Here is a 21,784-nt window from a genome sequence, read left to right on the forward strand (position 1 = left end):
GTATGAGTTGAATGGACAATGGGGCTATGTTGCAATCTCGTTTATAATTGGGATTGCAATTACCTTTTCCACATCGCATTTGTTGACTGCTTGTTGTTTCGTTTGTTATGTTTTATTTTGTTTATATCGTACTTCGCGTAAAACCTTCATTTTTTGTATAATAGCGTGTTTTAGTGGCGCTATGTACACCATATATGTTCAGAGTCTAAATAAGCCGCTAGGGGAGCCCTACGAAGTTACACGAGGGGTCGTGCAAAACACACCTCTAATTAATGGAGATCGTCTCTCTTTTCAAATTGAGGATCAGAATAAAAACTTAGTGCAGTTAAATTATAAAATAAAATCTGCTTCGGAAAAGAAGCAGTTGCAACAATTACATGCAGGTATATCGTGTACATTTAAAGGGGAGGTGAAAGAACCGCAAACTGCCCGGAATTTTCATGTTTTTGATTATCGTAATTATTTATATCAGCAAAAAATACATTTTATATTTGATGTGACATACATTTCTGAATGTCAAAAAACATCATTGTCACTCGTGCAATGGATTTTCCTTCTCAGGCAACAAACAATCTCGAAAGTTACAGAAATGTTCCCGGAACAATCAGGTGCATTTATGAACGCATTATTATTTGGAGATCGACAACAAATGACGTTTGAAGTAGAAGAGCAATATCAACAATTTGGTCTTATACATTTGTTAGCAATTTCAGGATCACATATCGTATTATTAATGGTTATAATGTATTTTGTTTTGCTAAGAAGTGGTGTGACGAAAGAGACAGCGACAGTATGCCTTATAGTTTGCATTCCTCTGTATATGATTATAGCGGGGGCGTCGCCATCTGTTGTGAGGGCTTCTATAACAGGAGTTTTATTGTTGGTAGCTTTCATGTGCTCTGTTCGCTTATCTAGTCTAGACGCCTTAAGTATGACAGCTATATGTATGCTTATATACGATCCGTATCTTATTTTCAACATTGGATTTCAATTCTCATTTGTAGGTAGTTTTTCTTTACTACTATCTGCGCCGATATTATTAGGACGTAGTAATGGAGTAGTTCGAAATTCTATTTACATTTCTATAATTTCACAGCTCGCTAGTACCCCCATCTTGTTATATCATTTTGGTTATTTTTCTCCTTATAGCATTTTCCTCAATCTTATATATGTTCCTTTTCTATCCATTATTGTATTGCCGTGTAGCATTATTATTCTTATATGTATGCCGGTTATTCCATTTTTCGCAAAAGGAATTGCATATGTACTTTCATTATGTTTAACCATTTCTAATGACTTTCTAAGTTACTGTGAAAGTTTCCCTTTCATCCGACTTACTTTTGGTCAAACTCCTTTATTTCTTGTGGCTATATATTGTTTTAGTATCGTTAGTATATTTGTGATTTGGGAAAGAGTAATAACGAAAAAAATTTTGTGCATAGTTGTGGGTGTGTTTCTTTTTATTAGTACTTGTCATTATGTATATCCATATTTTCACGAAAGTGGGAGTGTTACATTTCTTGATGTTGGACAGGGAGATGCAATATTAATTCGTCTTCCGTACGATAAAGGGGTTTATCTTATTGATACAGGAGGAGCCCTTCCCGTCAAGAAGGAAGCGTGGCAACAGAAAAAGCATGAATTTTCTGTCGGGCATGATATTCTTGTTCCTTTCTTACAAAAAGAAGGTATAAAAACGATTGATAAATTAATTGTAACGCATGGAGATGCGGATCATATAGGTGCTGCGCTGGATTTGCTGTCATCTATTATTGTAAAAGAAGTTGTATTTGGGAGAAAGGAACAAGATGCTGTATTGGAAAAAGTGGTGAAGAAAAAGGCGTTAGAAAAGAGCATGAAGATAAGTGTAATAGGAGAAGGGGAAGGTTGGAGGGTAAATGAAGCGGAATTTTTCGTATTAGCTCCAAAGGGGAAAGAAAAGGGAGAAAATGACTCTTCGATTGTACTATGGGCCAGACTAGGGGGACTAACATGGCTATTTACGGGTGATTTAGAAGAAGAAGGAGAAAAGTTTATAGTATCGACATATCCTGATTTGCGGGCTGATATTTTAAAAGTTGCCCACCATGGGAGTAAAACATCGTCTACAGATCCTTTTTTAAGCCTTGTACAGCCTACTGTAGCGATTATTTCTGTGGGGGAGCGTAATAGGTATGGGCACCCGCATAAGGAAGTTATAGAGCGTTTTAAGAAGATGGGTATTGATATATGGCGTACGGATAAGCAAGGTGCTATTTCCTATGTTTTTAATGGAGAAAAAGGAACCTTTCAAAGTAAAATCACATATGATGAAACACATAGAAGATGAAAAAAAGAAGACTGCCGTTAAGCAGCAGCCTTTAAGAACCGATGAATTTAATAACAGTTGCAATAATGAAAAGTGTTGCGAAAAAACCAAATGAGACGATAAATCCTACCCCTGAATCAATAGCGTCATTGCGTTTACTTTGAACGTTTTGTTCAAAATCATTCATTTAGAATCCCTCCCCAACATTCCATTTTAGTATAGAATATTGTCAGAAAAAAATCTACAATTTCCATATGAAGCGAAATAGAGTATTTGTATACTTTTTCTAGTTAGTTAAGTAGCGTGAATTTTTCATTTCCAATCATGTTAACAGTTGGCACTTATACTAAGATTATTATTGTAAATAATAAAGGGAAGGTGATTACCGCACACCAATAAGAAATCCGGGGCTTATTGCGTGGCGTTTTATATAAATAAAGGGGCGGGTTATAAAGCCCGTCCCTTTGTACTTGTAAAACAAAAGCTAGGGCATTAGTATAAATATATATTGCCAAGTTAGGGAGTAGGAAAAAATATGAGTGATATACATAAGAAGATTAAAAAGAAACAGTTCGCTCCGTTGTATGTACTGTATGGAACGGAAGCCTATTTTATAAATGAAACGATAAAGCTTATTACAACGGAAGCGCTTGAAGAAGAAGATCGAGAGTTTAATGTTGTGACATACGATTTGGAAGAAGCGTATTTAGAAGATGTAGTTGAGGATGCGCATACGCTTCCTTTTTTTGGAGAGCGTAAAGTTATATTAATAAAATCACCATTATTTTTAACGGCACAAAAAGAAAAATTAGAACAAAATATAAAAATTTTAGAAGAATATATTGGGGAGCCATCTCCTTTTTCTATTCTTGTTTTTGTTGCGCCTTATGAAAAATTAGACGAACGAAAAAAAATTACAAAACTATTAAAGAAAACAGCGGATGTAATAGAGGCAAATGCGATGCAAGTGCAGGATGTTCAGAAGTGGATTGTTTCTCGTGCGGATGAGGTGCATGTGCATATTGATAATGCAGCTGTTAGTTTGTTGTTAGAGCTTGTGGGAAGTAATGTAACAATGTTGGCGAAGGAAATGGACAAGTTAACGTTATACGTCGGTATGGGCGGAGAAATTACGCCAAAACTTGTCACGGAACTTGTGCCGAAATCTGTTGAGCAAAATGTGTTTGCTTTAACAGAAAAAGTGGTGAAAAAAGATATTGCTGGTGCGATGCAAATTTTAGACGGATTATTTACACAGCAGGAAGAACCAATTAAACTGCTCGCGTTATTAGTAAGTCAGTTCCGCTTGCTCCATCAAGTGAAAGAATTACAACAGCGTGGTTACGGACAAAATCAAATTGCTTCCCATATTGGTGTGCACCCGTACCGGGTAAAGTTGGCGATGAATCAAACGAAGTTTTTCTCTTTTGAAGAATTAAAAAAAGTTATTATAGAATTAGCGGAAGCTGATTATAGTATGAAGACTGGAAAGATGGATAAGAAACTTGTGCTTGAGTTTTTCTTAATGCGGTTAAATCATATGTAGTAACACAAAAAAGTTCACGTACTTAGTACGTGAACTTTTTTGTGTATATAAAAAACGATCCGAATGGATCGTTTTTTAAACGCCTTACGCGTTTACTTGTTTCGCTAAGCGAGATTTTTGACGAGCTGCAGCGTTTTGGTGGATAAGACCTTTACGAGCTGCTTTGTCAAGTTTTTTAGAAGCAGTTTTGAAAGCTTCTTTAGCATTTTCAAGATCGTTATTAGTAACTAAAGTTTCTACAGTTTTAACAGCAGTACGCATGTCAGACTTGATAGAAGCGTTATGTGAACGACGCTCTTCGCTAAGTTTAGCGCGTTTGATAGCAGATTTGATGTTTGCCATACTTTTCACCTCCCTGGTGCAATCGAATGACTCGATTCTTACATAGAACAAGTGATATTTTATCAAACGGTGAAGAGAATTGCAATAGTATATCAATGAAATTTCACGTAAAGGAAAGAATGACCTAATATAACTTGGGGAAATCTAACGATATTTACTATGAATTACGGAGGAGATACGATGAAAGAACCATTAGATTTAAGTAAATATAGTGTTAGAACTGACCTTGCTGTAGAGGCGCACCAAATGCTGCAAGAGCGCCAAGAAGAACAAAAAGGGATACAGGGAGTTATTGTAAAAGAGAGGGAAGAAGAGGGAGTTACAATTACAAAAGTAACTATTGATGAAATTGCATCTGAGTCGATGGGGAAAAAACCTGGGAGTTATTTAACTCTCGAGGTGCAAGGTATACGACAACAAGATACGGAACTTCAGCAAAAAGTAGAGCGTATTTTTGCAAAAGAATTTTCTTATTTCTTAGAAGAGGTTGGAGTTTCAAAAGAAGCGAGTTGTTTAATCGTAGGTCTTGGGAATTGGAATGTAACGCCGGATGCACTCGGACCGATAGTTGTAGAGAACGTACTGGTGACGAGACATTTGTTTAAATTGCAGCCTGAAAGTGTGGAAGAAGGGTTTAGACCTGTTAGTGCCATTCGTCCAGGGGTAATGGGAATTACAGGGATTGAAACGAGCGATGTCATTTACGGAATTATTGAGAAGACAAAACCAGACTTTGTCATCGCAATTGATGCATTAGCTGCGCGTTCTATTGAACGAGTAAATAGTACGATACAAATTTCTGATACAGGAATTCATCCAGGATCTGGTGTTGGGAATAAGCGTAAGGAACTAAGTAAAGAAACATTAGGTATTCCTGTTATTGCGATTGGTGTTCCAACTGTAGTAGACGCAGTTTCTATTACGAGTGATACGATTGATTTTATTTTGAAGCACTTTGGAAGAGAGATGAAAGAGGGACATAAGCCGTCACGATCTTTATTACCAGCGGGATTTTCATTTGGAGAAAAGAAAAAACTAACAGAAGAAGATATGCCGGATGAAAAGAGTCGAAATATGTTTTTAGGAGCTATTGGTACGTTAGAAGAAGAAGAAAAGAGAAAGTTGATTTATGAAGTGTTATCTCCTCTTGGTCATAATTTAATGGTAACCCCAAAAGAAGTAGATGCCTTTATTGAGGATATGGCAAATGTAATAGCAAGTGGTTTAAATGCAGCACTGCATCATCAGATTGATCAAGATAACACAGGGGCCTATACACATTGATGGAAAGAGCCAGAAATAGTTTGAGTCGATTTACGCTGTTATGTATATGCGGTACAGTCTTATGCTTGCTTATGATGATAGCTGGAGTGGGACTCGCTAATCATGGTCTGAAAAGTATGAAGGGGTATCGTCAGCTGTCATATGAACAAATTGCTCATATGACAGGAACAGAAGGCGCTGGGGCTGAATCAGAAATTTCGAGAGATACGTTTTCGGCTATTGAAAAACAAAAACAGTTAGAAAGCTTAAGAAGTTTTAATGTTGTAGAAGGTATCGGTATGGCGATAGCAAGTGTTGCTCGTGATATGACAAAGTTTGGAACGGATATAGTGGTTGGGGCAATAAAAGGGATTTTTAGTTAAGGGTAGCGGGAAAGACGGTTGTCTTATTGGTTTGTAAGAGAGCCGTCCTTTAATTTGAAAAAGGTTTGTCTCTTATGGTTTGTTCGCATAAGATATAGATAGAGTGATTTGTATTGTAAGCAGCACGAGTTTTCATTGAATCTTTGCTGCTCTATTGATATAATCAGTGCTAGTGTATATTGGCGAGACTATTAGGAGTTGAGAACATAGATGAATAAAGAAGAAAGAGCAAAAAGACAGTCCAAAATTCGTAACTTCTCCATCATTGCTCACATTGACCACGGGAAATCAACGTTGGCAGACCGTATTTTGGAGAAAACAAACGCGTTGGCACAGCGCGAAATGAAGGCGCAATTGCTTGACTCTATGGAGTTGGAGCGTGAGCGTGGTATTACAATTAAATTAAATGCGGTACAACTAACGTATAAAGCGAAAGACGGTGAAGAGTATATTCTTCACTTAATCGATACTCCAGGACACGTCGACTTTACGTACGAAGTATCTCGTAGTTTAGCGGCTTGTGAAGGTGCAATTCTTGTTGTGGATGCAGCGCAAGGAATTGAGGCGCAAACATTAGCGAACGTATATTTAGCGCTTGATAATAATTTAGAAATCTTACCAGTTATTAATAAAATCGACTTACCAAGTGCAGACCCAGAACGCGTACGTCAAGAGGTAGAAGATGTAATTGGTTTAGATGCATCGGAAGCTGTACTTGCTTCAGCGAAAGCTGGCATTGGTATTGAAGATATTTTAGAACAAATCGTTGAAAAGGTACCAGCTCCAACAGGTGATTCAGAAGAACCGTTACAATGTATGATTTTCGATTCTTTATATGATCCGTACCGCGGTGTAATTGCATATATCCGTGTTGTAAATGGAACGGTAAAAGTTGGCGATAAAGTACGTATGATGGCAACTGGAAAAGAATTTGAAGTAACAGAAGTAGGTGTATTTACACCGAAAACGACGCAACGTGACGAGTTAACAGTAGGTGATGTAGGTTTCTTAGCAGCATCTATTAAAAATGTAGGCGATACACGTGTTGGTGATACGATTACACATGCGAAACGTCAGGCTGCAGGGCCGTTAAAAGGGTATCGTAAATTAAATCCAATGGTATTCTGTGGTTTATATCCAATCGATTCTGCACGTTATAACGACTTGCGTGATGCGTTAGAAAAACTAGAATTGAATGATTCGGCTCTTGAATTTGAGCCTGAAACATCTCAAGCTTTAGGTTTTGGTTTCCGTTGTGGTTTCTTAGGGCTGCTTCACATGGAGATTATTCAAGAACGTATTGAACGTGAATTCAAGATTGACTTAATTACAACAGCGCCAAGCGTTATTTATAAAGTGTATTTAACAAACGGTGAAGATCTTATTGTTGATAATCCATCTAATATGCCAGATCCACAGGCTATCGATCGTGTAGAAGAGCCGTTTGTGAAGGCTGCAATTATGGTTCCGAATGACTATGTTGGAGCTGTAATGGAAATTTGCCAAGGGAAACGTGGAACGTTTATTGATATGCAATATTTAGATGAAACACGTGTTACATTGACATATGAAATCCCGTTATCAGAAATCGTATATGATTTCTTCGATCAATTGAAATCAAATACGAAAGGATATGCATCATTTGACTACGAGTTAATTGGTTATAAACCATCTAAACTTGTGAAAATGGATATTCTTTTAAATAATGAACAAGTGGATGCTTTATCATTTATTGTACATCGTGATTCAGCGTATGACCGTGGTAAAGTAATTGTAGAGAAATTAAAGAAATTAATTCCAAGACAACAGTTTGAAGTGCCAATTCAGGCGACTATCGGAAATAAAGTTGTATCTCGTTCTACAATTAAGGCGATGCGTAAAAACGTACTTGCAAAATGTTACGGTGGTGACATTTCTCGTAAGCGTAAACTTCTTGATAAGCAAAAAGAAGGTAAAAAACGTATGAAGTCTGTTGGTTCTGTAGAAGTGCCGCAAGAAGCATTCATGGCTGTACTGAAAATGGATGATAACTAATAGAGTGAACTATAATTAGTGGGGATTTTTCTATTCTTCGCTAATTATTAGCCCGCACCAATCGTGATAAAAGTAGAAGCCGTTCGTTCGGCTTCTTTTTTATATGCTACTTTTTAGACATCTTAGCATCTCTCATTTACAATAGTGAGAGAGCTTTTTAGTGATTGATATAGAGTTAGGAGACTATTAATGTCCGAAAATATTCGAAAAGATATTCGAGAGAAAATACAAAAAGGTAATTTTAATTGCGAAAAGGAACTGACGCTTTCTATTATTAGTGGGAAGTGGAAAGTTGTGATATTGTGGCACTTAGGTGTGGAAGGTCCGCATCGTTTTAGTGAATTGCAACGTCTGTTCCCGAGCATTTCTCATAAAGTGTTGTCAAATCAATTGAAAGAGTTAATGGAGGACGGGATTGTTGATCGAACAGTATACCCGGAAATTCCTCCGCGTGTTGAGTACTATATGACGGAATTAGGTATGTCGCTTTTACCGATCGTTGAAATGATGTATGATTGGGGAAAAATGCGAATGGAACAAATCCGTAATACAGTAGAGAAGTAAAGAATCCTCCGAAGTGCGGAGGTTTTCTTTTTAGAAAGGTAGGAGTTATATTTGGTACAAGCTGCATATATTCATATTCCATTTTGTCAGCATATTTGTCACTATTGTGATTTTAATAAAGTATTTATTGAACGCCAACCGGTTGATCAATACTTACAATATTTAGAGAAAGAAATAATAAATACGGTTCAAAAAGTACCGTTTGAAAGTATGAAAACGATTTTTGTTGGCGGAGGAACTCCGACGGCATTAAATATGGAACAGACAAAAAAACTACTCGACATCATTAACCGTCGTTTGCGTCCATTTGCGCCGAATTGTGAATTAACATTTGAAGCGAATCCAGGTGATTTACCGAAAGAGAAGTTGAACGTATTGCTAGAAGGTGGAGTAAACCGAATTAGTTTTGGTGTGCAAACGTTTCGTGATGAGCTACTTGAGAAGATTGGACGTCAACATACGAGAGAAGATGCATTCGTAGCAATTCGAGAAGCGCAGGAAGTCGGTTTTACAAATATTAATGTAGATTTAATTTATGCTCTGCCAGGACAGACGATAGAAGATGTAAAGGAAACATTAGACATTGCCTTTACGCTTGGTGTGCAACATTTCTCGGCATATTCATTAATTGTGGAACCGAAAACAGTCTTTTATAACTTAATGAATAAAGGGAAATTAAGACTACCAGGTGAAGATCATGAAGCGAAAATGTACGAAATGGTAATGGATGAAATGGAGAAACATGGCTATAACCAGTATGAAATTAGCAATTTCTCAAAAGGTGATAATGAAAGTAGACATAATCTCACATACTGGAATAATGAAGAATATTATGGATTTGGAGCTGGAGCGCATAGTTATGTGAACGGAGAACGAATTCAAAATGTAGGTCCGCTTAAGCACTATTTCACTAAAATTGATGAAACTGGATTTCCATATTTAGACGTTCACGCAGTGACGGAGAAAGAAAAAATGGAAGAAGAGTTGTTCTTAGGGCTTAGAAAAACAAAAGGTGTTTCTAAGTTAGAATTCCAAAAGAAATTTAATGTGGAGATGGACCATGTTTTTGCAAAGCAGTTACAAAGTAATCAAGAACAAGGATTACTTGAAAACAGAGATGGACATGTTTGTTTAACGAGGAAAGGGAAACTATTAGGGAATGAAGTATTCCAGTCATTTCTGATTGATTAATTAAATGTGCCATAAGCGTGAAAAAGTTTCGTTATTTCGTGACGTTTCCGTTGACAATTGAATGTCAATTTTGGTAAGTTATTAATAGATTTAGCACTCGAAGACAAAGAGTGCTAACAGAGGTGATGATGAGATGCTTACGGAACGTCAGCTCTTAATTTTACAAACAATTGTTGATGACTTTATTGGATCAGCGCAACCAGTTGGTTCGAGGACGTTGGCGAAGAAAGATGAAATTACGTTTAGTTCAGCTACTATTCGAAATGAAATGGCTGATTTAGAAGAACTAGGATTTATTGAAAAAACGCATAGTTCTTCTGGGCGTGTTCCTTCTGAAAAAGGGTATCGTTTTTATGTAGACCATCTTTTAGCGCCACAAAACTTACCGACCGATGAAATTGTACAAATTAAAGATTTATTTGCTGAAAGAATTTTTGAAGCAGAAAAAATTGCACAACAATCAGCTCAAATTTTATCAGAGCTTACGAATTATACGGCCATTGTTCTTGGTCCGAAATTGAGCACAAATAAACTTAAAAATGTACAGATTGTACCGCTTGATCGTCAAACAGCAGTCGCTATTATTGTAACAGATACAGGGCATGTGCAAAGTAAAACGATTACCGTTCCGGAATCTGTTGATTTATCAGATTTAGAAAAAATGGTTAATATTTTAAATGAAAAGCTATCTGGTATACCTATGGCAGAACTTCATAATAAAATTTTAAAAGAGATTGTTACAGTGTTGCGTGGGTATGTTCATAATTACGATAGTGCAATAAAAATGTTGGATGGTACATTTCAAGTTCCTTTATCGGAAAAGATATACTTTGGAGGAAAAGCAAATATGCTTTCGCAGCCAGAGTTCCATGACATTCAAAAAGTAAGATCCTTGCTGACGATGATTGATAACGAAGCTGAGTTTTATGATATTTTGCGTCATAAACAAGTAGGTATTCAAGTGAAAATTGGCAGGGAAAATTCTTCGATAGCTATGGAAGATTGTAGTTTAATTTCTGCAACGTATTCGATTGGAGAAGAGCAACTTGGAACAATTGCGATTTTAGGTCCAACGAGAATGCAATACTCTCGTGTAATTAGTTTGTTGCAGTTATTTACAAGGCAATTTACTGATGGACTTAAAAAATAAATGAGAGTAATACATTCGCTCAAGTGATGGAAATTTCATTGCTGTGTGTAATATATAATGCTTAGGTAATCGTGCTAAGCGTGATACCTAATACCTTTTAAGGAGGTGAAAATTGTGGAAGAGCGTAACGAACAAGTGGTAGAAGAAGTGAAAGAAGCGCAAGTTGAAGAAGCTGTCACGACAGACAACAGTGAAGAAGCTGTAGAAGAAAAAAGTGAAGCTGCTCTTTTACAAGAAACAGTAGATGAGTTACAAGCGAAACTAACGGAAACGGAAGGTCGCACACTACGTCTACAAGCTGATTTTGAAAATCATAAGCGCCGCGTTCAAATGGATAAACAGGCTGCTGAAAAATATAGAGCACAAAGTCTTGTGTCAGATATTCTGCCAGCTCTTGATAATTTTGAAAGAGCAATGCAAGTGGAAGCAACTGATGATCAAATGAAGTCCTTATTACAAGGTATGGAAATGGTGCATCGTCAATTGTTAGAAGCGCTGACTAAAGAAGGTGTTGAAGCGATTGAAGCTGTTGGTAAACAGTTCGATCCTCATGAGCACCAAGCTGTTATGCAAGTAGAAGACAGTGAGTTTGAATCAAACGCGGTTGTGGAGGAATTCCAAAAAGGTTATAAACTAAAAGACCGTGTGATTCGCCCATCAATGGTAAAAGTAAATCAATAATTTACATAAATGTAGGAGGATTCGCTATGAGTAAAATTATCGGTATTGACTTAGGTACAACAAACTCTTGTGTAGCTGTTATGGAAGGTGGAGAACCAAAGGTTATCCCAAATCCAGAAGGAAATCGTACAACACCTTCTGTTGTAGCTTTCAAAAATGAAGAGCGTCAAGTTGGGGAAGTTGCGAAACGTCAAGCAATTACAAACCCAAATACAATCATGTCTGTTAAACGTCATATGGGTACAGACTATAAAGTAGAAGTTGAAGGTAAAGATTATACACCTCAAGAAATTTCTGCAATCATTTTACAAAACTTAAAAGCTTCTGCTGAAGCGTACTTAGGTGAAACAGTGACGAAAGCTGTTATTACAGTACCAGCATACTTCAACGATGCAGAACGCCAAGCGACAAAAGATGCTGGTCGTATTGCTGGTTTAGAAGTAGAGCGTATCATTAACGAACCAACAGCAGCAGCACTTGCTTACGGTTTAGAAAAACAAGATGAAGAACAAAAAATTCTAGTATATGACTTAGGTGGCGGTACGTTTGACGTATCTATCCTTGAGTTAGCAGATGGAACATTTGAAGTTATTTCAACTGCTGGTGACAACCGTCTTGGTGGAGATGACTTTGACCAAGTTATCATCGATCATTTAGTAGCTGAATTCAAAAAAGAAAATAGCATTGATTTAAGCCAAGATAAAATGGCACTTCAACGTTTGAAAGATGCAGCTGAAAAAGCGAAGAAAGATCTTTCTGGTGTAACACAAACACAAATTTCATTACCATTCATTAGTGCTGGAGCTGCTGGTCCATTACACTTAGAATTAACGTTAACAAGAGCTAAATTCGAAGAAATTTCAGCTGGTCTTGTTGAAAGAACATTAGAGCCAACTCGTCGTGCATTAAAAGATGCTGGTTTTTCTCCAAGCGAATTAGATAAAGTTATCCTTGTTGGTGGTTCTACTCGTATCCCAGCTGTACAAGAAGCAATTAAACGTGAAACTGGTAAAGAGCCATACAAAGGTGTAAACCCAGATGAAGTTGTAGCATTAGGTGCTGCAGTTCAAGGTGGCGTACTTACTGGTGATGTAGAGGGCGTTCTATTATTAGACGTAACTCCACTTTCTTTAGGTATCGAAACTATGGGTGGTGTGTTCACGAAATTAATCGAGCGTAACACTACAATTCCAACAAGTAAGTCACAAGTATTCTCAACAGCTGCTGATAACCAACCAGCGGTAGACATTCACGTACTACAAGGTGAACGTCCAATGTCAGCTGACAACAAAACATTAGGTCGTTTCCAATTAACAGACCTTCCGCCAGCACCACGTGGAATTCCACAAATCGAAGTAACGTTCGATATTGATGCGAACGGTATCGTTAACGTACGTGCAAAAGACTTAGGAACAAGTAAAGAGCAAACTATTACAATCCAATCTTCTTCAGGTCTTTCTGATGAAGAAGTAGATCGTATGGTACAAGAAGCGGAATCAAATGCTGACGCTGACCAAAAACGTAAGGAAGAAGTTGAACTTCGTAACGAAGCTGATCAACTTGTATTCCAAACAGACAAAGTTGTAAAAGACTTAGAAGGTAAAGTAGATGCAGCTGAAGTAGCGAAAGCAACGGAAGCGAAAGAAGCATTACAAGCGGCAATCGAGAAAAACGAACTTGAAGAAATCCGTGTGAAAAAAGATGCTCTTCAAGAAATCGTACAACAATTAACTGTTAAATTATACGAGCAAGCTCAAGCGGCTGCAGGGCAAGCAGAAGGTGCACAAGGAGCACAAGACGCTGGCGCGAAAAAAGATAATGTAGTAGACGCTGAGTTTGAAGAAGTAAAAGAAGACAAGTAATACAGTGAAATAAAATAAGTAAGATGACAAAAAGTCAAAGTCAAGCGTGCCTTGGCTTTGGCTTTTTTCACGAATAAGAAGAAATGTGTGAGGAGCTTAAGTTTTTTATTTTGCATACTGTAAGTGAGGAAACTTTGTTGCAAAGCACTTTCTTTCGGTGTTAAAATTACGTTTATGTGAAAGATTCGGGGGTTGCAAATTTATGAATAAACGAGACTATTATGAGGTCCTTGGACTTAGCAAGGGTGCTTCTAAAGATGAAATAAAAAAAGCGTATCGTCGTTTGGCTAAAAAGTACCATCCAGACGTAAGTAAAGAAGAAAATGCAATTGAAAAGTTTAAAGAAGTACAAGAAGCATACGAAGTATTAAGTGACGATCAAAACCGCGCGCAGTATGATCAGTTTGGTCACGCGGGTCCGAATCAAGGTTTCGGTGGAGGCGACTTCGGTGGTGGCTTCGGATTTGAAGATATCTTCAGTTCATTCTTTGGTGGCGGTGGCGGCAGACGTCGTGATCCGAATGCTCCGCGTCAAGGTGCTGATTTACAATATCAAGTTACTTTAGAGTTTGAAGAAGCTATTTTTGGTAAAGAATTAAATGTTGAGATTCCAGTGGAGGATCCATGTGATACTTGTAAGGGTAGTGGAGCAAAACCAGGGACTTCAAAAGAAACATGTAAACATTGTTCAGGATCAGGGCAAGTAAGTGTAGAACAAAATACACCATTTGGGCGTATTGTAAACCGTCAAGCTTGTGGGCATTGTTCAGGAACAGGTCAAATGATTAAAGAGAAATGTACGACATGCCATGGTTCTGGTAAAGTTCGTAAACGCAAAAAAATCAATGTTAAAATTCCAGCGGGTATCGATAATGGTCAACAAATTCGTGTATCTGGAAAAGGTGAAGCAGGCGTAAATGGCGGACCGGCAGGTGACTTATATGTTGTTGTTCATGTGAGAAATCATGAATTCTTTGCGCGCGAAGGGGATCACATTATTTGTGAAATGCCATTAACATTTGCGCAAATGGCACTTGGTGCGGAAGTAGAAGTTCCTACCGTTCATGGAAAAGTGAAGCTGAAAATTCCAGCAGGAACACAAACAGGAACAGAATTCCGCTTAAAAGGAAAAGGTGCTCCGAACGTACGTGGATATGGTCAAGGAGATCAATATGTAGTTGTTCGTGTTGTTGTGCCGACGAAATTAACTTCACATCAAAAAGATTTATTGCGTGAATTTGCAGGGCAAGAAGAGCAGGATGATAGCTTATTCAGAAAGCTTAAACGTGCTTTTAAAGGGGAATAATGGAAATAAAAAATGGAGTTGGTAAATTGTGAAATGGTCAGAAATTAGTATTCATACAACAGAAGAAGCAGAAGAAGCTGTCTCTCATATTTTGCATGAAGCAGGCGCTAGCGGGGTTGCGATTGAGGACCCAGCGGAGTTGACGAAAGAGCGCGAGCAACAATACGGTGAGATTTATGCACTTAACCCAGATGAATATCCAAGTGAGGGTGTTTTGGTAAAAGCATATTTCCCACAAACGGATTCTTTACACGAAACGGTTGCAGGTGTAAAATCATCTATTGATGCGCTACCATCTTTCGACATCGAAATTGGTACAGGAACTATTACAATTAATGAAGTCGATGAGGAAGATTGGGCTACTGCTTGGAAGAAGTATTATCATCCAGTTCAAATTTCTGATACATTCACAATTGTGCCGACGTGGGAAGAGTATACACCGTCTTCTCCAGATGAAAAAATTATTGAATTAGATCCAGGTATGGCATTTGGTACAGGGACACATCCAACAACAACGATGTGTATTCGTGCGTTAGAAAAAACGGTTCAGCCAGGTGATACTGTGATTGATGTGGGGACAGGTTCGGGGGTACTTAGTATTGCAGCAGCAAAATTAGGTGCGGTTTCTGTTCAAGCATATGATTTAGACCCAGTTGCAGTTGAAAGTGCAGAAATGAATGTGCGCTTAAATAAAACAGATGACATTGTCAATGTTGGACAGAATAGTCTGTTAGAAGGTATTGAAGGTCCAGTTGATGTAATCGTAGCAAATTTACTAGCGGAAATTATTCTTCTATTCCCTGAAGATGCAGCGAGAGTTGTGAAGCCAGGTGGATTATTTATTACATCTGGTATTATTGGGGCGAAAGAAAAAGTAATTTCTGAAGCGTTAGAAAAAGCTGGATTTACAATTGAAGAAGTGCTTCGAATGGAAGATTGGGTAGCAATTATTGCGCGAAATGCGTAATATAGATTTTAGTCTATAAAGAACAGGGGAGTCTCTCACCGTATAAGGTGAGGGACTTGCCGTTTGTTATATGAAAATGATAACGTTTCGTTCTTTTCGTAAGTGTTGACTTACGAAAGGAACGAAACTCTACTAAGGTGATTATATGCAACGTTATTTTGTAGAAGAGAAATATGTAAATGAGACAAGTATTCGCATAATGGGTGATGATGTCCATCACATCGCAAGAGTGATGCGTATGTCAGCTGGTGACCACATTTATTGCTGTGTAAATGGTAAAACAGCAGAGTGTTCAATTGCTGAAATTACCAGTGAATTTGTGGATACCACTATTGTAGAATGGGTAGAGGCGTCAAGCGAACTTCCTGTGTTCGTGACGATTGCAAGTGGACTGCCAAAAGGAGACAAGCTAGAGTTAATTTTTCAAAAAGGAACTGAGCTTGGGGCAGCTGCATTTTTACCATTTCAAGCATCTCGATCTATTGTAAAGTGGGATGCGAAAAAAGCAGATAAAAAAGTTGAGCGTTTGAAAAAAATTGTAAAAGAAGCTGCGGAACAATCGCATAGAAGTGAAATTCCAGAAGTACACGTTCCCTCATCATTTAAACAACTGCTGTCGATGAGTAGCGAGTATGATGTTTGTCTTGTTGCGTATGAAGAAGAAGCGAAACAAGGTGAGAAATCTAATTTTGCGAAAGCTTTATCGACGATTAAACCAGGCCAAAAGCTGCTGATTGTATTTGGACCAGAAGGCGGTTTAGCGGAGGAAGAGATAACCGCACTTCGTGAACATAAATTTGTACCATGTAGTTTAGGACCAAGAATTTTAAGAACAGAAACGGCTCCGCTTTATGCGTTAAGTGCCGCTTCTTATCATTTTGAATTGATGGGGTGATAATCAATGGCAACTGTTGCGTTCCACACGTTAGGTTGTAAAGTAAACCACTATGAAACAGAAGCGATTTGGCAATTGTTTAAACAAGGTGGTTATGAAAGAACTGAATATGAAAAAAAATCTGATGTATATGTTATTAACACATGTACAGTAACAAATACTGGAGATAAAAAAAGCCGTCAAGTAATTAGACGTGCTGTACGTCTAAATCCAGATGCGGTAATTTGTGTAACTGGATGTTATGCACAAACATCTCCAGCAGAAATTATGGCAATTCCAGGTGTAGATATTGTTGTTGGTACGCAAGATCGTGAGAAGATGTTAGGATACATCGAAGAATTCCGTAAAGAGCGTCAACCAATTAATGCTGTCCGCAATATTATGAAAACACGTGTATATGAAGAGCTCGATGTACCATATTTCACGGACCGTACACGTGCATCTTTAAAAATACAAGAAGGTTGCAATAACTTCTGTACATTTTGCATCATTCCTTGGGCGCGTGGTTTAATGCGTTCTCGTGATGGAAAAGAAGTTATTAAACAAGCGCAGCAATTAGTAGATGCGGGCTATAAAGAAATCGTATTAACAGGTATTCATACAGGTGGATACGGTGAAGATATAAAAGAGTATAACTTAGCGGGATTACTGCGCGATATGGAAGCGAAAGTAGGCGGATTGAAACGCCTTCGTATTTCTTCTATTGAGGCGAGTCAAATTTCTGATGAAGTAATTGAAGTGTTAGATAAATCAGAAGTAGTTGTACGTCACTTGCATATTCCATTACAGTCAGGATCTAATACTGTATTGAAACGTATGCGCCGTAAGTATACGATGGAATTTTTCCAAGAGCGTTTAGATCGTTTGAAAGAAGCGTTACCAGGTCTTGCGATTACATCAGACGTAATTGTTGGATTCCCAGGGGAAACAGAAGAAGAATTCATGGAAACGTACAATTTCATTAAAGAGAATCGTTTCTCTGAATTACACGTTTTCCCTTATTCAAAACGTACTGGTACTCCAGCAGCACGTATGGAAGATCAAGTTCCTGAAGACGTGAAGAACGATCGTGTTCATCGTCTAATTGAGCTATCAAATCAATTAGCGAAAGAGTATGCTTCTGGATTTGAAGGTGAAGTACTTGAAATCATTCCGGAAGAGACATTTAAAGATGGTGACCGTGAAGGTTTATATGTAGGTTATACAGATAACTACTTAAAAATTGTGTTTGAAGGATCTGAAGAATTGATTGGTAAGCTAGTAAAAGTGAAAATTACAAAAGCTGGTTATCCATATAACGAAGCGCAGTTTGTTCGTGTTCTTGAAGATGATGTAAAAAAAGAATCAGCAAGCGCATGATAAAGTGAAACTTTAATCAGTGGGGGGGTGTTCATCCCCCACTGATTATTAGCCTTCACCAATCGGGCGTTTACTGCCCACAAATAGCGGGATAAAAAGCATGCAAACGACAAGGGTTTGCATGCTTTTTTCGTTCATGGAGAAGTTAAGTATTGAAAGAAGATGCAGTGGGTTGTTCGTTAAATGAGTGATTTTTGAGCGTATCCTTGTATAAAAAAGATCCAGTGATAAAAAAATATTTATTTTTAGGGGAAGAGATAAAGGCTATCAACATAGTTTTTGAAAAAGAAGAGCATCAATTCTTCTTTTATTCTGCCAAATAGTTGACCTGAAGTGATAAAATGTATTATAATCGTAAAAGACATGCTGAAGAAGTGTTTCTTTTTGCATGCTGAAGTTAGTATGTAAGTGTGATGTTTCGGAGGGAGGGAAAGAGAATGTCAAAAACAGTCGTTCGTAAAAACGAGTCTTTGGAGGATGCACTTCGCCGTTTTAAAAAGTCGGTTTCTAAAACTGGTACACTTGCTGAAGCAAGAAAGCGCGAGTTTTATGAAAAGCCAAGTGTAAAACGTAAGAAGAAGTCTGAAGCGGCAAGAAAGCGTAAGTTCTAAGAGAGGGTGTAAGTTATGAGTCTTCTCGGTCGTTTAAACGATGATATGAAACAAGCGATGAAGAATAAACAAAAAGAAAAATTAACCGTTATTCGTATGGTTAAGGCTGCTTTACAAAATGAAGGTATTAAACTGCAACATACTCTTACTGAAGAAGAGGAATTAACAGTTTTAGCTCGTGAAGTAAAACAGTATAAGGACTCCCTCCTTGAATTTAAAAAAGCTGGTCGTGAAGACCTTGTTGATAAACTGCAAAGTGAAATTCAGATTTTAAGCGCATATTTGCCGGAGCAATTAACAGAAGAAGAACTAGCGGATATAATTAAGCAAGTTATTTCTGAAGTTGGTGCTACATCTAAAGCAGATATGGGTAAAGTGATGACTGCTGTTATGCCGAAAGTAAAAGGTAAAACAGACGGATCACTTGTGAATAAGCTGGTTATCCAGCTATTAGCATAAAAAAGCGTCTCATTTCGTATGAGACGTTTTTTTATGCTTTTTTCAGTTTGGACGTGATATTACAAGCTCTTTTTTCATACACATGGGATGAGAGGGGGTCTTTTGAGATGAAGAAATTAGAACAAATGAAGAATTGGTTAACGAAGCAAATAGACCTGCCAGTGGATGTGTTAATGGATCTACCTCGGATCACGCTTGTTGGGCAAGTACATATCTATATAGAAAATCATCGAGGATTATTAGTGTTTTCAGATAAAGAGGTAAGGTTGCTATTGAAACATGGTCAATTATTAATTAAAGGTCAATCCTTTGTTATTAAAACAATCCTTCCAGAAGAACTGTTGCTTGAAGGGATTATTGAACAAGTGACGTTTTTAGAAAATGAAACGAAAGAGGAGTGAGGAGAAACTTCCGTTTGTGAAGTTTTTCTTCGTTACCTTGTATTAACAGGCGATAACGTTCTGGCCTCAATATTCGGTTCGTACAAAGAGGATAGGTGGGAATTGAGTTCCACGTAAAAAACTGGCTCGTGAAGGTTAATAATTAGTGAGGATCAAGGAATCTGCTAATTTAGTACGAGCTAGTTTGATAATCGAATTGAAAAGTAGTGTATCTACTTTTAGAAAGGTAGTGGAGATAGTCGATGAAAAATAAATGGTTTATAAAATGGCTTGGGTATGTAAAGGTGCGAATTGAAGGTAGAGGAGCGGAACGCTTTGTTAACGAGTGTGTGCGGAGGAAATTACTCGTTTGGGATGTAAAGAAGATAGCCGATGAAACGTTAGTTTTTTGTATGTTATTACGAGATGTGAAAAAGATAAAACCAATTTATAGAAAAAATGAATGTAAATTATATTTTATTGGACGTTACGGTTTTCCGTTTTGGAATAAGCGTTTAATTAAAAATAGTGGATTTTTAATTGGGTTTTTAATATTTTTTTTCGGAATGATCGCATTGTCAAATATGGTGTGGAAAATTGAAATTACAGGAGCAAAACCTGAAACGGAATATATCTTGATGAAAGAATTGGACAAAATGGGTATAAAAAAAGGGAAATTACAGTTCCAAATGCCGAGTGTAGAAGATGTTCAACGTCATTTGACAGACAATATTAATGCGATTACTTGGGCGGGATTAGAAATAAGAGGGACAACATATCATTTTAAGATTGTTGAAAAAAATGAACCGAAAAAAGAAAGTGAACAACAGCCGCAAAACTTAGTAGCGAAAAAAGAAGGGATTATTACAAAAACATTTGTGGAAGTTGGGAAGCCTGTTGTCATGAAAAATGACCATGTAGAAAAGGGGCAACTTCTCGTCTCGGGGATGTATGGTAATGAGGAGAATCCGACAATTGTTTCGGCTAAAGGGATTGTATATGGAGAAACGTGGTACAAATCTGAGGTGGATGTTCCGTTAAAGACGCAATTTCAAGTGTATACTGGTAATTCGTATAATGAATATTTTCTTAAATTTGGGAGTGCTAAAATAAAAATATGGGGATTTCAACAGGATAAGTATAAACGCTCTCGTACTGAAAGTGTAAAACATGATGTGAAATTATTTGGATTCACATTACCAGTTGCATACGAGAAAGATATTGTACGAGAAGAGGAAGAAGCGAACCGAGAATATACCGAAAAACAAGCAATGAAAGTAGCGAAAGAGATGGCAGAAAAAGAACTGAAGAAAAAATTGGATGAACATGCTATGATTGTAAGTGATAACATTTTGAGTAAAGAGGTTGAGGCGGATCACCTAAAGGTCACATTACATTATACAGTGATTGAAAATATTGCAGAGCCACAACCAATATCTGAATTCGATATTCAAGGAGACTGAGTGATGGCAGAACAATTAGTAGAAATGAACCAACAATTGGAAAACCCTAACGAAGCAATCGCTCTTTTTGGGGTAAATGATGCTCATTTAAAAGTAATTGAACGAGAACTTAGTGTATCGATTGTGACTAGAGGAGAATCTGTTCGTGTATCTGGGGCAGATGAAACTGTGGTACTCGTAGAAAAAATCTTACAACAGTTACTTGTTGTTATCCGTAAAGGTGTATCAATTTCGGAAAGAGATGTTGCGTATGCGATTCAGCTTGGGCAACAAGGGAAAATTGCTCAATTCGAAGAGTTATATGAAGAGGAAATTTTTAAAACAGCAAAAGGTAAATCCATTCGTGTGAAAACGATGGGGCAAAGACGATATATTCATGCAATGAAAAAGAATGATATTGTATTTGGGATAGGGCCTGCTGGGACAGGAAAAACATACTTAGCCGTAGTGATGGCTGTGAGAGCTTTAAAGCAAGGGTATGTAAAGAAAATTATTTTAACAAGACCTGCTGTAGAAGCTGGAGAGAGTTTAGGGTTTTTACCAGGTGATTTGAAAGAAAAAGTAGATCCGTATTTACGTCCACTATATGATGCGTTACATGATATTCTTGGACAAGAATATACACAACGTATGATGGAACGTGGTGTAATTGAAATTGCACCTCTTGCTTATATGAGAGGGCGTACTCTTGATGATTCATTTGTTATATTAGATGAGGCGCAAAATACAACTGGTGTTCAAATGAAAATGTTTTTAACACGATTAGGTTTTAGTTCTAAAATGGTTATTACGGGGGATCCCTCACAGGTAGACTTACCAAAAGGGGTAAAGTCAGGTCTTTCTATTGCTGCTAATATTTTATCTGGTGTATCAGGTCTTTCGTTCATTACATTGGAACAAACGGACGTTGTGAGACACCGGTTAGTGCAACGTATTATTGAGGCATATGATAAAATGGAATGATCCTATTTGTCAGGATCATTTCTTTTTGTATGATAAGGTTGGCGAAGGACATGTTTT

The 21,784-nt window shown here is 37.5% G+C and carries 21 protein-coding genes; 19 read left to right on the forward strand and 2 right to left on the reverse strand.

Going from position 1 to position 21,784, the window contains the following annotated elements; genetic code table 11:
- Nucleotides 1-7: 7 nt before the first annotated feature.
- Nucleotides 8-2,329, forward strand: coding sequence for a DNA internalization-related competence protein ComEC/Rec2 (locus ACE38F_RS07325; RefSeq protein ID WP_215554224.1), 2,322 nt, complete (start codon nt 8-10; stop codon nt 2,327-2,329).
- A gap of 31 nt (nt 2,330-2,360) precedes the next feature.
- Here ACE38F_RS07325 and ACE38F_RS07330 read toward each other — a convergent pair whose 3' ends face one another.
- Entirely contained in the window at nt 2,361-2,495 is a 135-nt protein-coding gene (locus ACE38F_RS07330; protein WP_000997609.1) for a YqzM family protein, read from the reverse strand.
- 348 nt (nt 2,496-2,843) lie between these two features.
- On the opposite strand from ACE38F_RS07330, the gene holA reads away from it, so the two are divergent.
- The gene (gene holA, locus ACE38F_RS07335; protein ID WP_002034073.1) at nt 2,844-3,854 is read left to right on the forward strand and encodes a DNA polymerase III subunit delta; all 1,011 of its coding nucleotides are present in this window, start codon (nt 2,844-2,846) and stop codon (nt 3,852-3,854) included.
- An 84-nt stretch (nt 3,855-3,938) separates the two neighbouring features.
- On the opposite strand, the gene rpsT is transcribed toward holA, so the two are convergent.
- Complete coding sequence (gene rpsT, locus ACE38F_RS07340; RefSeq protein WP_002088694.1) at nt 3,939-4,196, reverse strand: 30S ribosomal protein S20; 258 nt, start codon at nt 4,194-4,196, stop codon at nt 3,939-3,941.
- A 180-nt stretch (nt 4,197-4,376) separates the two neighbouring features.
- Here rpsT and gpr point away from each other — a divergent pair, with 180 nt between their 5' ends.
- The 17 genes from gpr to ACE38F_RS07425 all read left to right on the forward strand — a co-directional run bounded on the left by gpr (nt 4,377) and on the right by ACE38F_RS07425 (nt 21,727).
- Nucleotides 4,377-5,480 (forward strand): GPR endopeptidase, encoded by a 1,104-nt coding sequence (gene gpr, locus ACE38F_RS07345; RefSeq protein ID WP_215554222.1) that lies wholly within the window; start codon nt 4,377-4,379, stop codon nt 5,478-5,480.
- Nucleotides 5,480-5,842, forward strand: coding sequence for a DUF3679 domain-containing protein (locus ACE38F_RS07350; protein WP_215554221.1), 363 nt, complete (start codon nt 5,480-5,482; stop codon nt 5,840-5,842). Before gpr ends, ACE38F_RS07350 begins: the two co-directional genes overlap by 1 nt.
- 210 nt (nt 5,843-6,052) lie before the next feature.
- Complete coding sequence (gene lepA / locus ACE38F_RS07355; protein WP_215554220.1) at nt 6,053-7,876, forward strand: elongation factor 4; 1,824 nt, start codon at nt 6,053-6,055, stop codon at nt 7,874-7,876.
- 189 nt (nt 7,877-8,065) lie between these two features.
- A complete protein-coding gene (locus ACE38F_RS07360) occupies nt 8,066-8,440 on the forward strand; it encodes a winged helix-turn-helix transcriptional regulator (protein WP_002015203.1) in 375 nt (124 codons plus the stop codon).
- Nucleotides 8,441-8,491: 51 nt separating this feature from the next.
- Entirely contained in the window at nt 8,492-9,631 is a 1,140-nt protein-coding gene (hemW, locus tag ACE38F_RS07365) for a radical SAM family heme chaperone HemW (protein WP_215554219.1), read from the forward strand.
- Between the two features lie 133 nt (nt 9,632-9,764).
- A complete protein-coding gene (gene hrcA, locus ACE38F_RS07370; protein WP_215554218.1) occupies nt 9,765-10,781 on the forward strand; it encodes a heat-inducible transcriptional repressor HrcA in 1,017 nt (338 codons plus the stop codon).
- A 114-nt stretch (nt 10,782-10,895) separates the two neighbouring features.
- The gene (gene grpE / locus ACE38F_RS07375; protein ID WP_002111906.1) at nt 10,896-11,462 is read left to right on the forward strand and encodes a nucleotide exchange factor GrpE; all 567 of its coding nucleotides are present in this window, start codon (nt 10,896-10,898) and stop codon (nt 11,460-11,462) included.
- A 26-nt stretch (nt 11,463-11,488) separates the two neighbouring features.
- A complete protein-coding gene (dnaK, locus tag ACE38F_RS07380) occupies nt 11,489-13,324 on the forward strand; it encodes a chaperone protein DnaK (protein ID WP_002111905.1) in 1,836 nt (611 codons plus the stop codon).
- Between the two features lie 202 nt (nt 13,325-13,526).
- The gene (gene dnaJ / locus ACE38F_RS07385; RefSeq protein WP_002111904.1) at nt 13,527-14,630 is read left to right on the forward strand and encodes a chaperone protein DnaJ; all 1,104 of its coding nucleotides are present in this window, start codon (nt 13,527-13,529) and stop codon (nt 14,628-14,630) included.
- A 28-nt stretch (nt 14,631-14,658) separates the two neighbouring features.
- Nucleotides 14,659-15,597, forward strand: coding sequence for a 50S ribosomal protein L11 methyltransferase (gene prmA / locus ACE38F_RS07390; protein ID WP_375369563.1), 939 nt, complete (start codon nt 14,659-14,661; stop codon nt 15,595-15,597).
- A gap of 145 nt (nt 15,598-15,742) precedes the next feature.
- Complete coding sequence (locus tag ACE38F_RS07395) at nt 15,743-16,492, forward strand: 16S rRNA (uracil(1498)-N(3))-methyltransferase (RefSeq protein ID WP_002111902.1); 750 nt, start codon at nt 15,743-15,745, stop codon at nt 16,490-16,492.
- A 6-nt stretch (nt 16,493-16,498) separates the two neighbouring features.
- Nucleotides 16,499-17,851, forward strand: a complete 1,353-nt coding sequence (gene mtaB / locus ACE38F_RS07400) for a tRNA (N(6)-L-threonylcarbamoyladenosine(37)-C(2))-methylthiotransferase MtaB (RefSeq protein ID WP_215554216.1) — start codon at nt 16,499-16,501, stop codon at nt 17,849-17,851.
- Between the two features lie 437 nt (nt 17,852-18,288).
- A complete protein-coding gene (gene rpsU, locus ACE38F_RS07405; RefSeq protein ID WP_002088683.1) occupies nt 18,289-18,462 on the forward strand; it encodes a 30S ribosomal protein S21 in 174 nt (57 codons plus the stop codon).
- 15 nt (nt 18,463-18,477) lie between these two features.
- On the forward strand, nt 18,478-18,921 hold the full coding sequence (locus ACE38F_RS07410) for a GatB/YqeY domain-containing protein (protein ID WP_000054578.1): 444 nt from the start codon (nt 18,478-18,480) through the stop codon (nt 18,919-18,921).
- A gap of 107 nt (nt 18,922-19,028) precedes the next feature.
- Nucleotides 19,029-19,322, forward strand: coding sequence for a sporulation protein YqfC (yqfC, locus tag ACE38F_RS07415; RefSeq protein WP_375369561.1), 294 nt, complete (start codon nt 19,029-19,031; stop codon nt 19,320-19,322).
- 242 nt (nt 19,323-19,564) lie between these two features.
- Nucleotides 19,565-20,764, forward strand: coding sequence for a sporulation protein YqfD (gene yqfD, locus ACE38F_RS07420; RefSeq protein ID WP_002111891.1), 1,200 nt, complete (start codon nt 19,565-19,567; stop codon nt 20,762-20,764).
- Between the two features lie 3 nt (nt 20,765-20,767).
- Nucleotides 20,768-21,727, forward strand: a complete 960-nt coding sequence (locus tag ACE38F_RS07425; protein ID WP_215554215.1) for a PhoH family protein — start codon at nt 20,768-20,770, stop codon at nt 21,725-21,727.
- Nucleotides 21,728-21,784: the final 57 nt, after the last annotated feature.

The sequence above is a fragment of the Bacillus altaicus genome (genome assembly GCF_042136375.2).
Classification (GTDB): Bacteria; Bacillota; Bacilli; order Bacillales; family Bacillaceae_G; genus Bacillus_A; species Bacillus_A cereus_U.

Bases quoted from the DNA above. Each gene is read 5' to 3' on its own strand.
- ACE38F_RS07330 (WP_000997609.1), bottom strand. From the start codon at position 2,495: ATGAATGATTTTGAACAAAACGTTCAAAGTAAACGCAATGACGCTATT.
- holA (WP_002034073.1), top strand. From the start codon at position 2,844: ATGAGTGATATACATAAGAAGATTAAAAAGAAACAGTTCGCTCCGTTG.
- rpsT (WP_002088694.1), bottom strand. From the start codon at position 4,196: ATGGCAAACATCAAATCTGCTATCAAACGCGCTAAACTTAGCGAAGAG.
- gpr (WP_215554222.1), top strand. From the start codon at position 4,377: ATGAAAGAACCATTAGATTTAAGTAAATATAGTGTTAGAACTGACCTT.
- ACE38F_RS07350 (WP_215554221.1), top strand. From the start codon at position 5,480: ATGGAAAGAGCCAGAAATAGTTTGAGTCGATTTACGCTGTTATGTATA.
- lepA (WP_215554220.1), top strand. From the start codon at position 6,053: ATGAATAAAGAAGAAAGAGCAAAAAGACAGTCCAAAATTCGTAACTTC.
- ACE38F_RS07360 (WP_002015203.1), top strand. From the start codon at position 8,066: ATGTCCGAAAATATTCGAAAAGATATTCGAGAGAAAATACAAAAAGGT.
- hrcA (WP_215554218.1), top strand. From the start codon at position 9,765: ATGCTTACGGAACGTCAGCTCTTAATTTTACAAACAATTGTTGATGAC.
- dnaK (WP_002111905.1), top strand. From the start codon at position 11,489: ATGAGTAAAATTATCGGTATTGACTTAGGTACAACAAACTCTTGTGTA.
- dnaJ (WP_002111904.1), top strand. From the start codon at position 13,527: ATGAATAAACGAGACTATTATGAGGTCCTTGGACTTAGCAAGGGTGCT.
- ACE38F_RS07395 (WP_002111902.1), top strand. From the start codon at position 15,743: ATGCAACGTTATTTTGTAGAAGAGAAATATGTAAATGAGACAAGTATT.
- mtaB (WP_215554216.1), top strand. From the start codon at position 16,499: ATGGCAACTGTTGCGTTCCACACGTTAGGTTGTAAAGTAAACCACTAT.
- rpsU (WP_002088683.1), top strand. From the start codon at position 18,289: ATGTCAAAAACAGTCGTTCGTAAAAACGAGTCTTTGGAGGATGCACTT.
- ACE38F_RS07410 (WP_000054578.1), top strand. From the start codon at position 18,478: ATGAGTCTTCTCGGTCGTTTAAACGATGATATGAAACAAGCGATGAAG.
- yqfC (WP_375369561.1), top strand. From the start codon at position 19,029: ATGAAGAAATTAGAACAAATGAAGAATTGGTTAACGAAGCAAATAGAC.
- yqfD (WP_002111891.1), top strand. From the start codon at position 19,565: ATGAAAAATAAATGGTTTATAAAATGGCTTGGGTATGTAAAGGTGCGA.
- ACE38F_RS07425 (WP_215554215.1), top strand. From the start codon at position 20,768: ATGGCAGAACAATTAGTAGAAATGAACCAACAATTGGAAAACCCTAAC.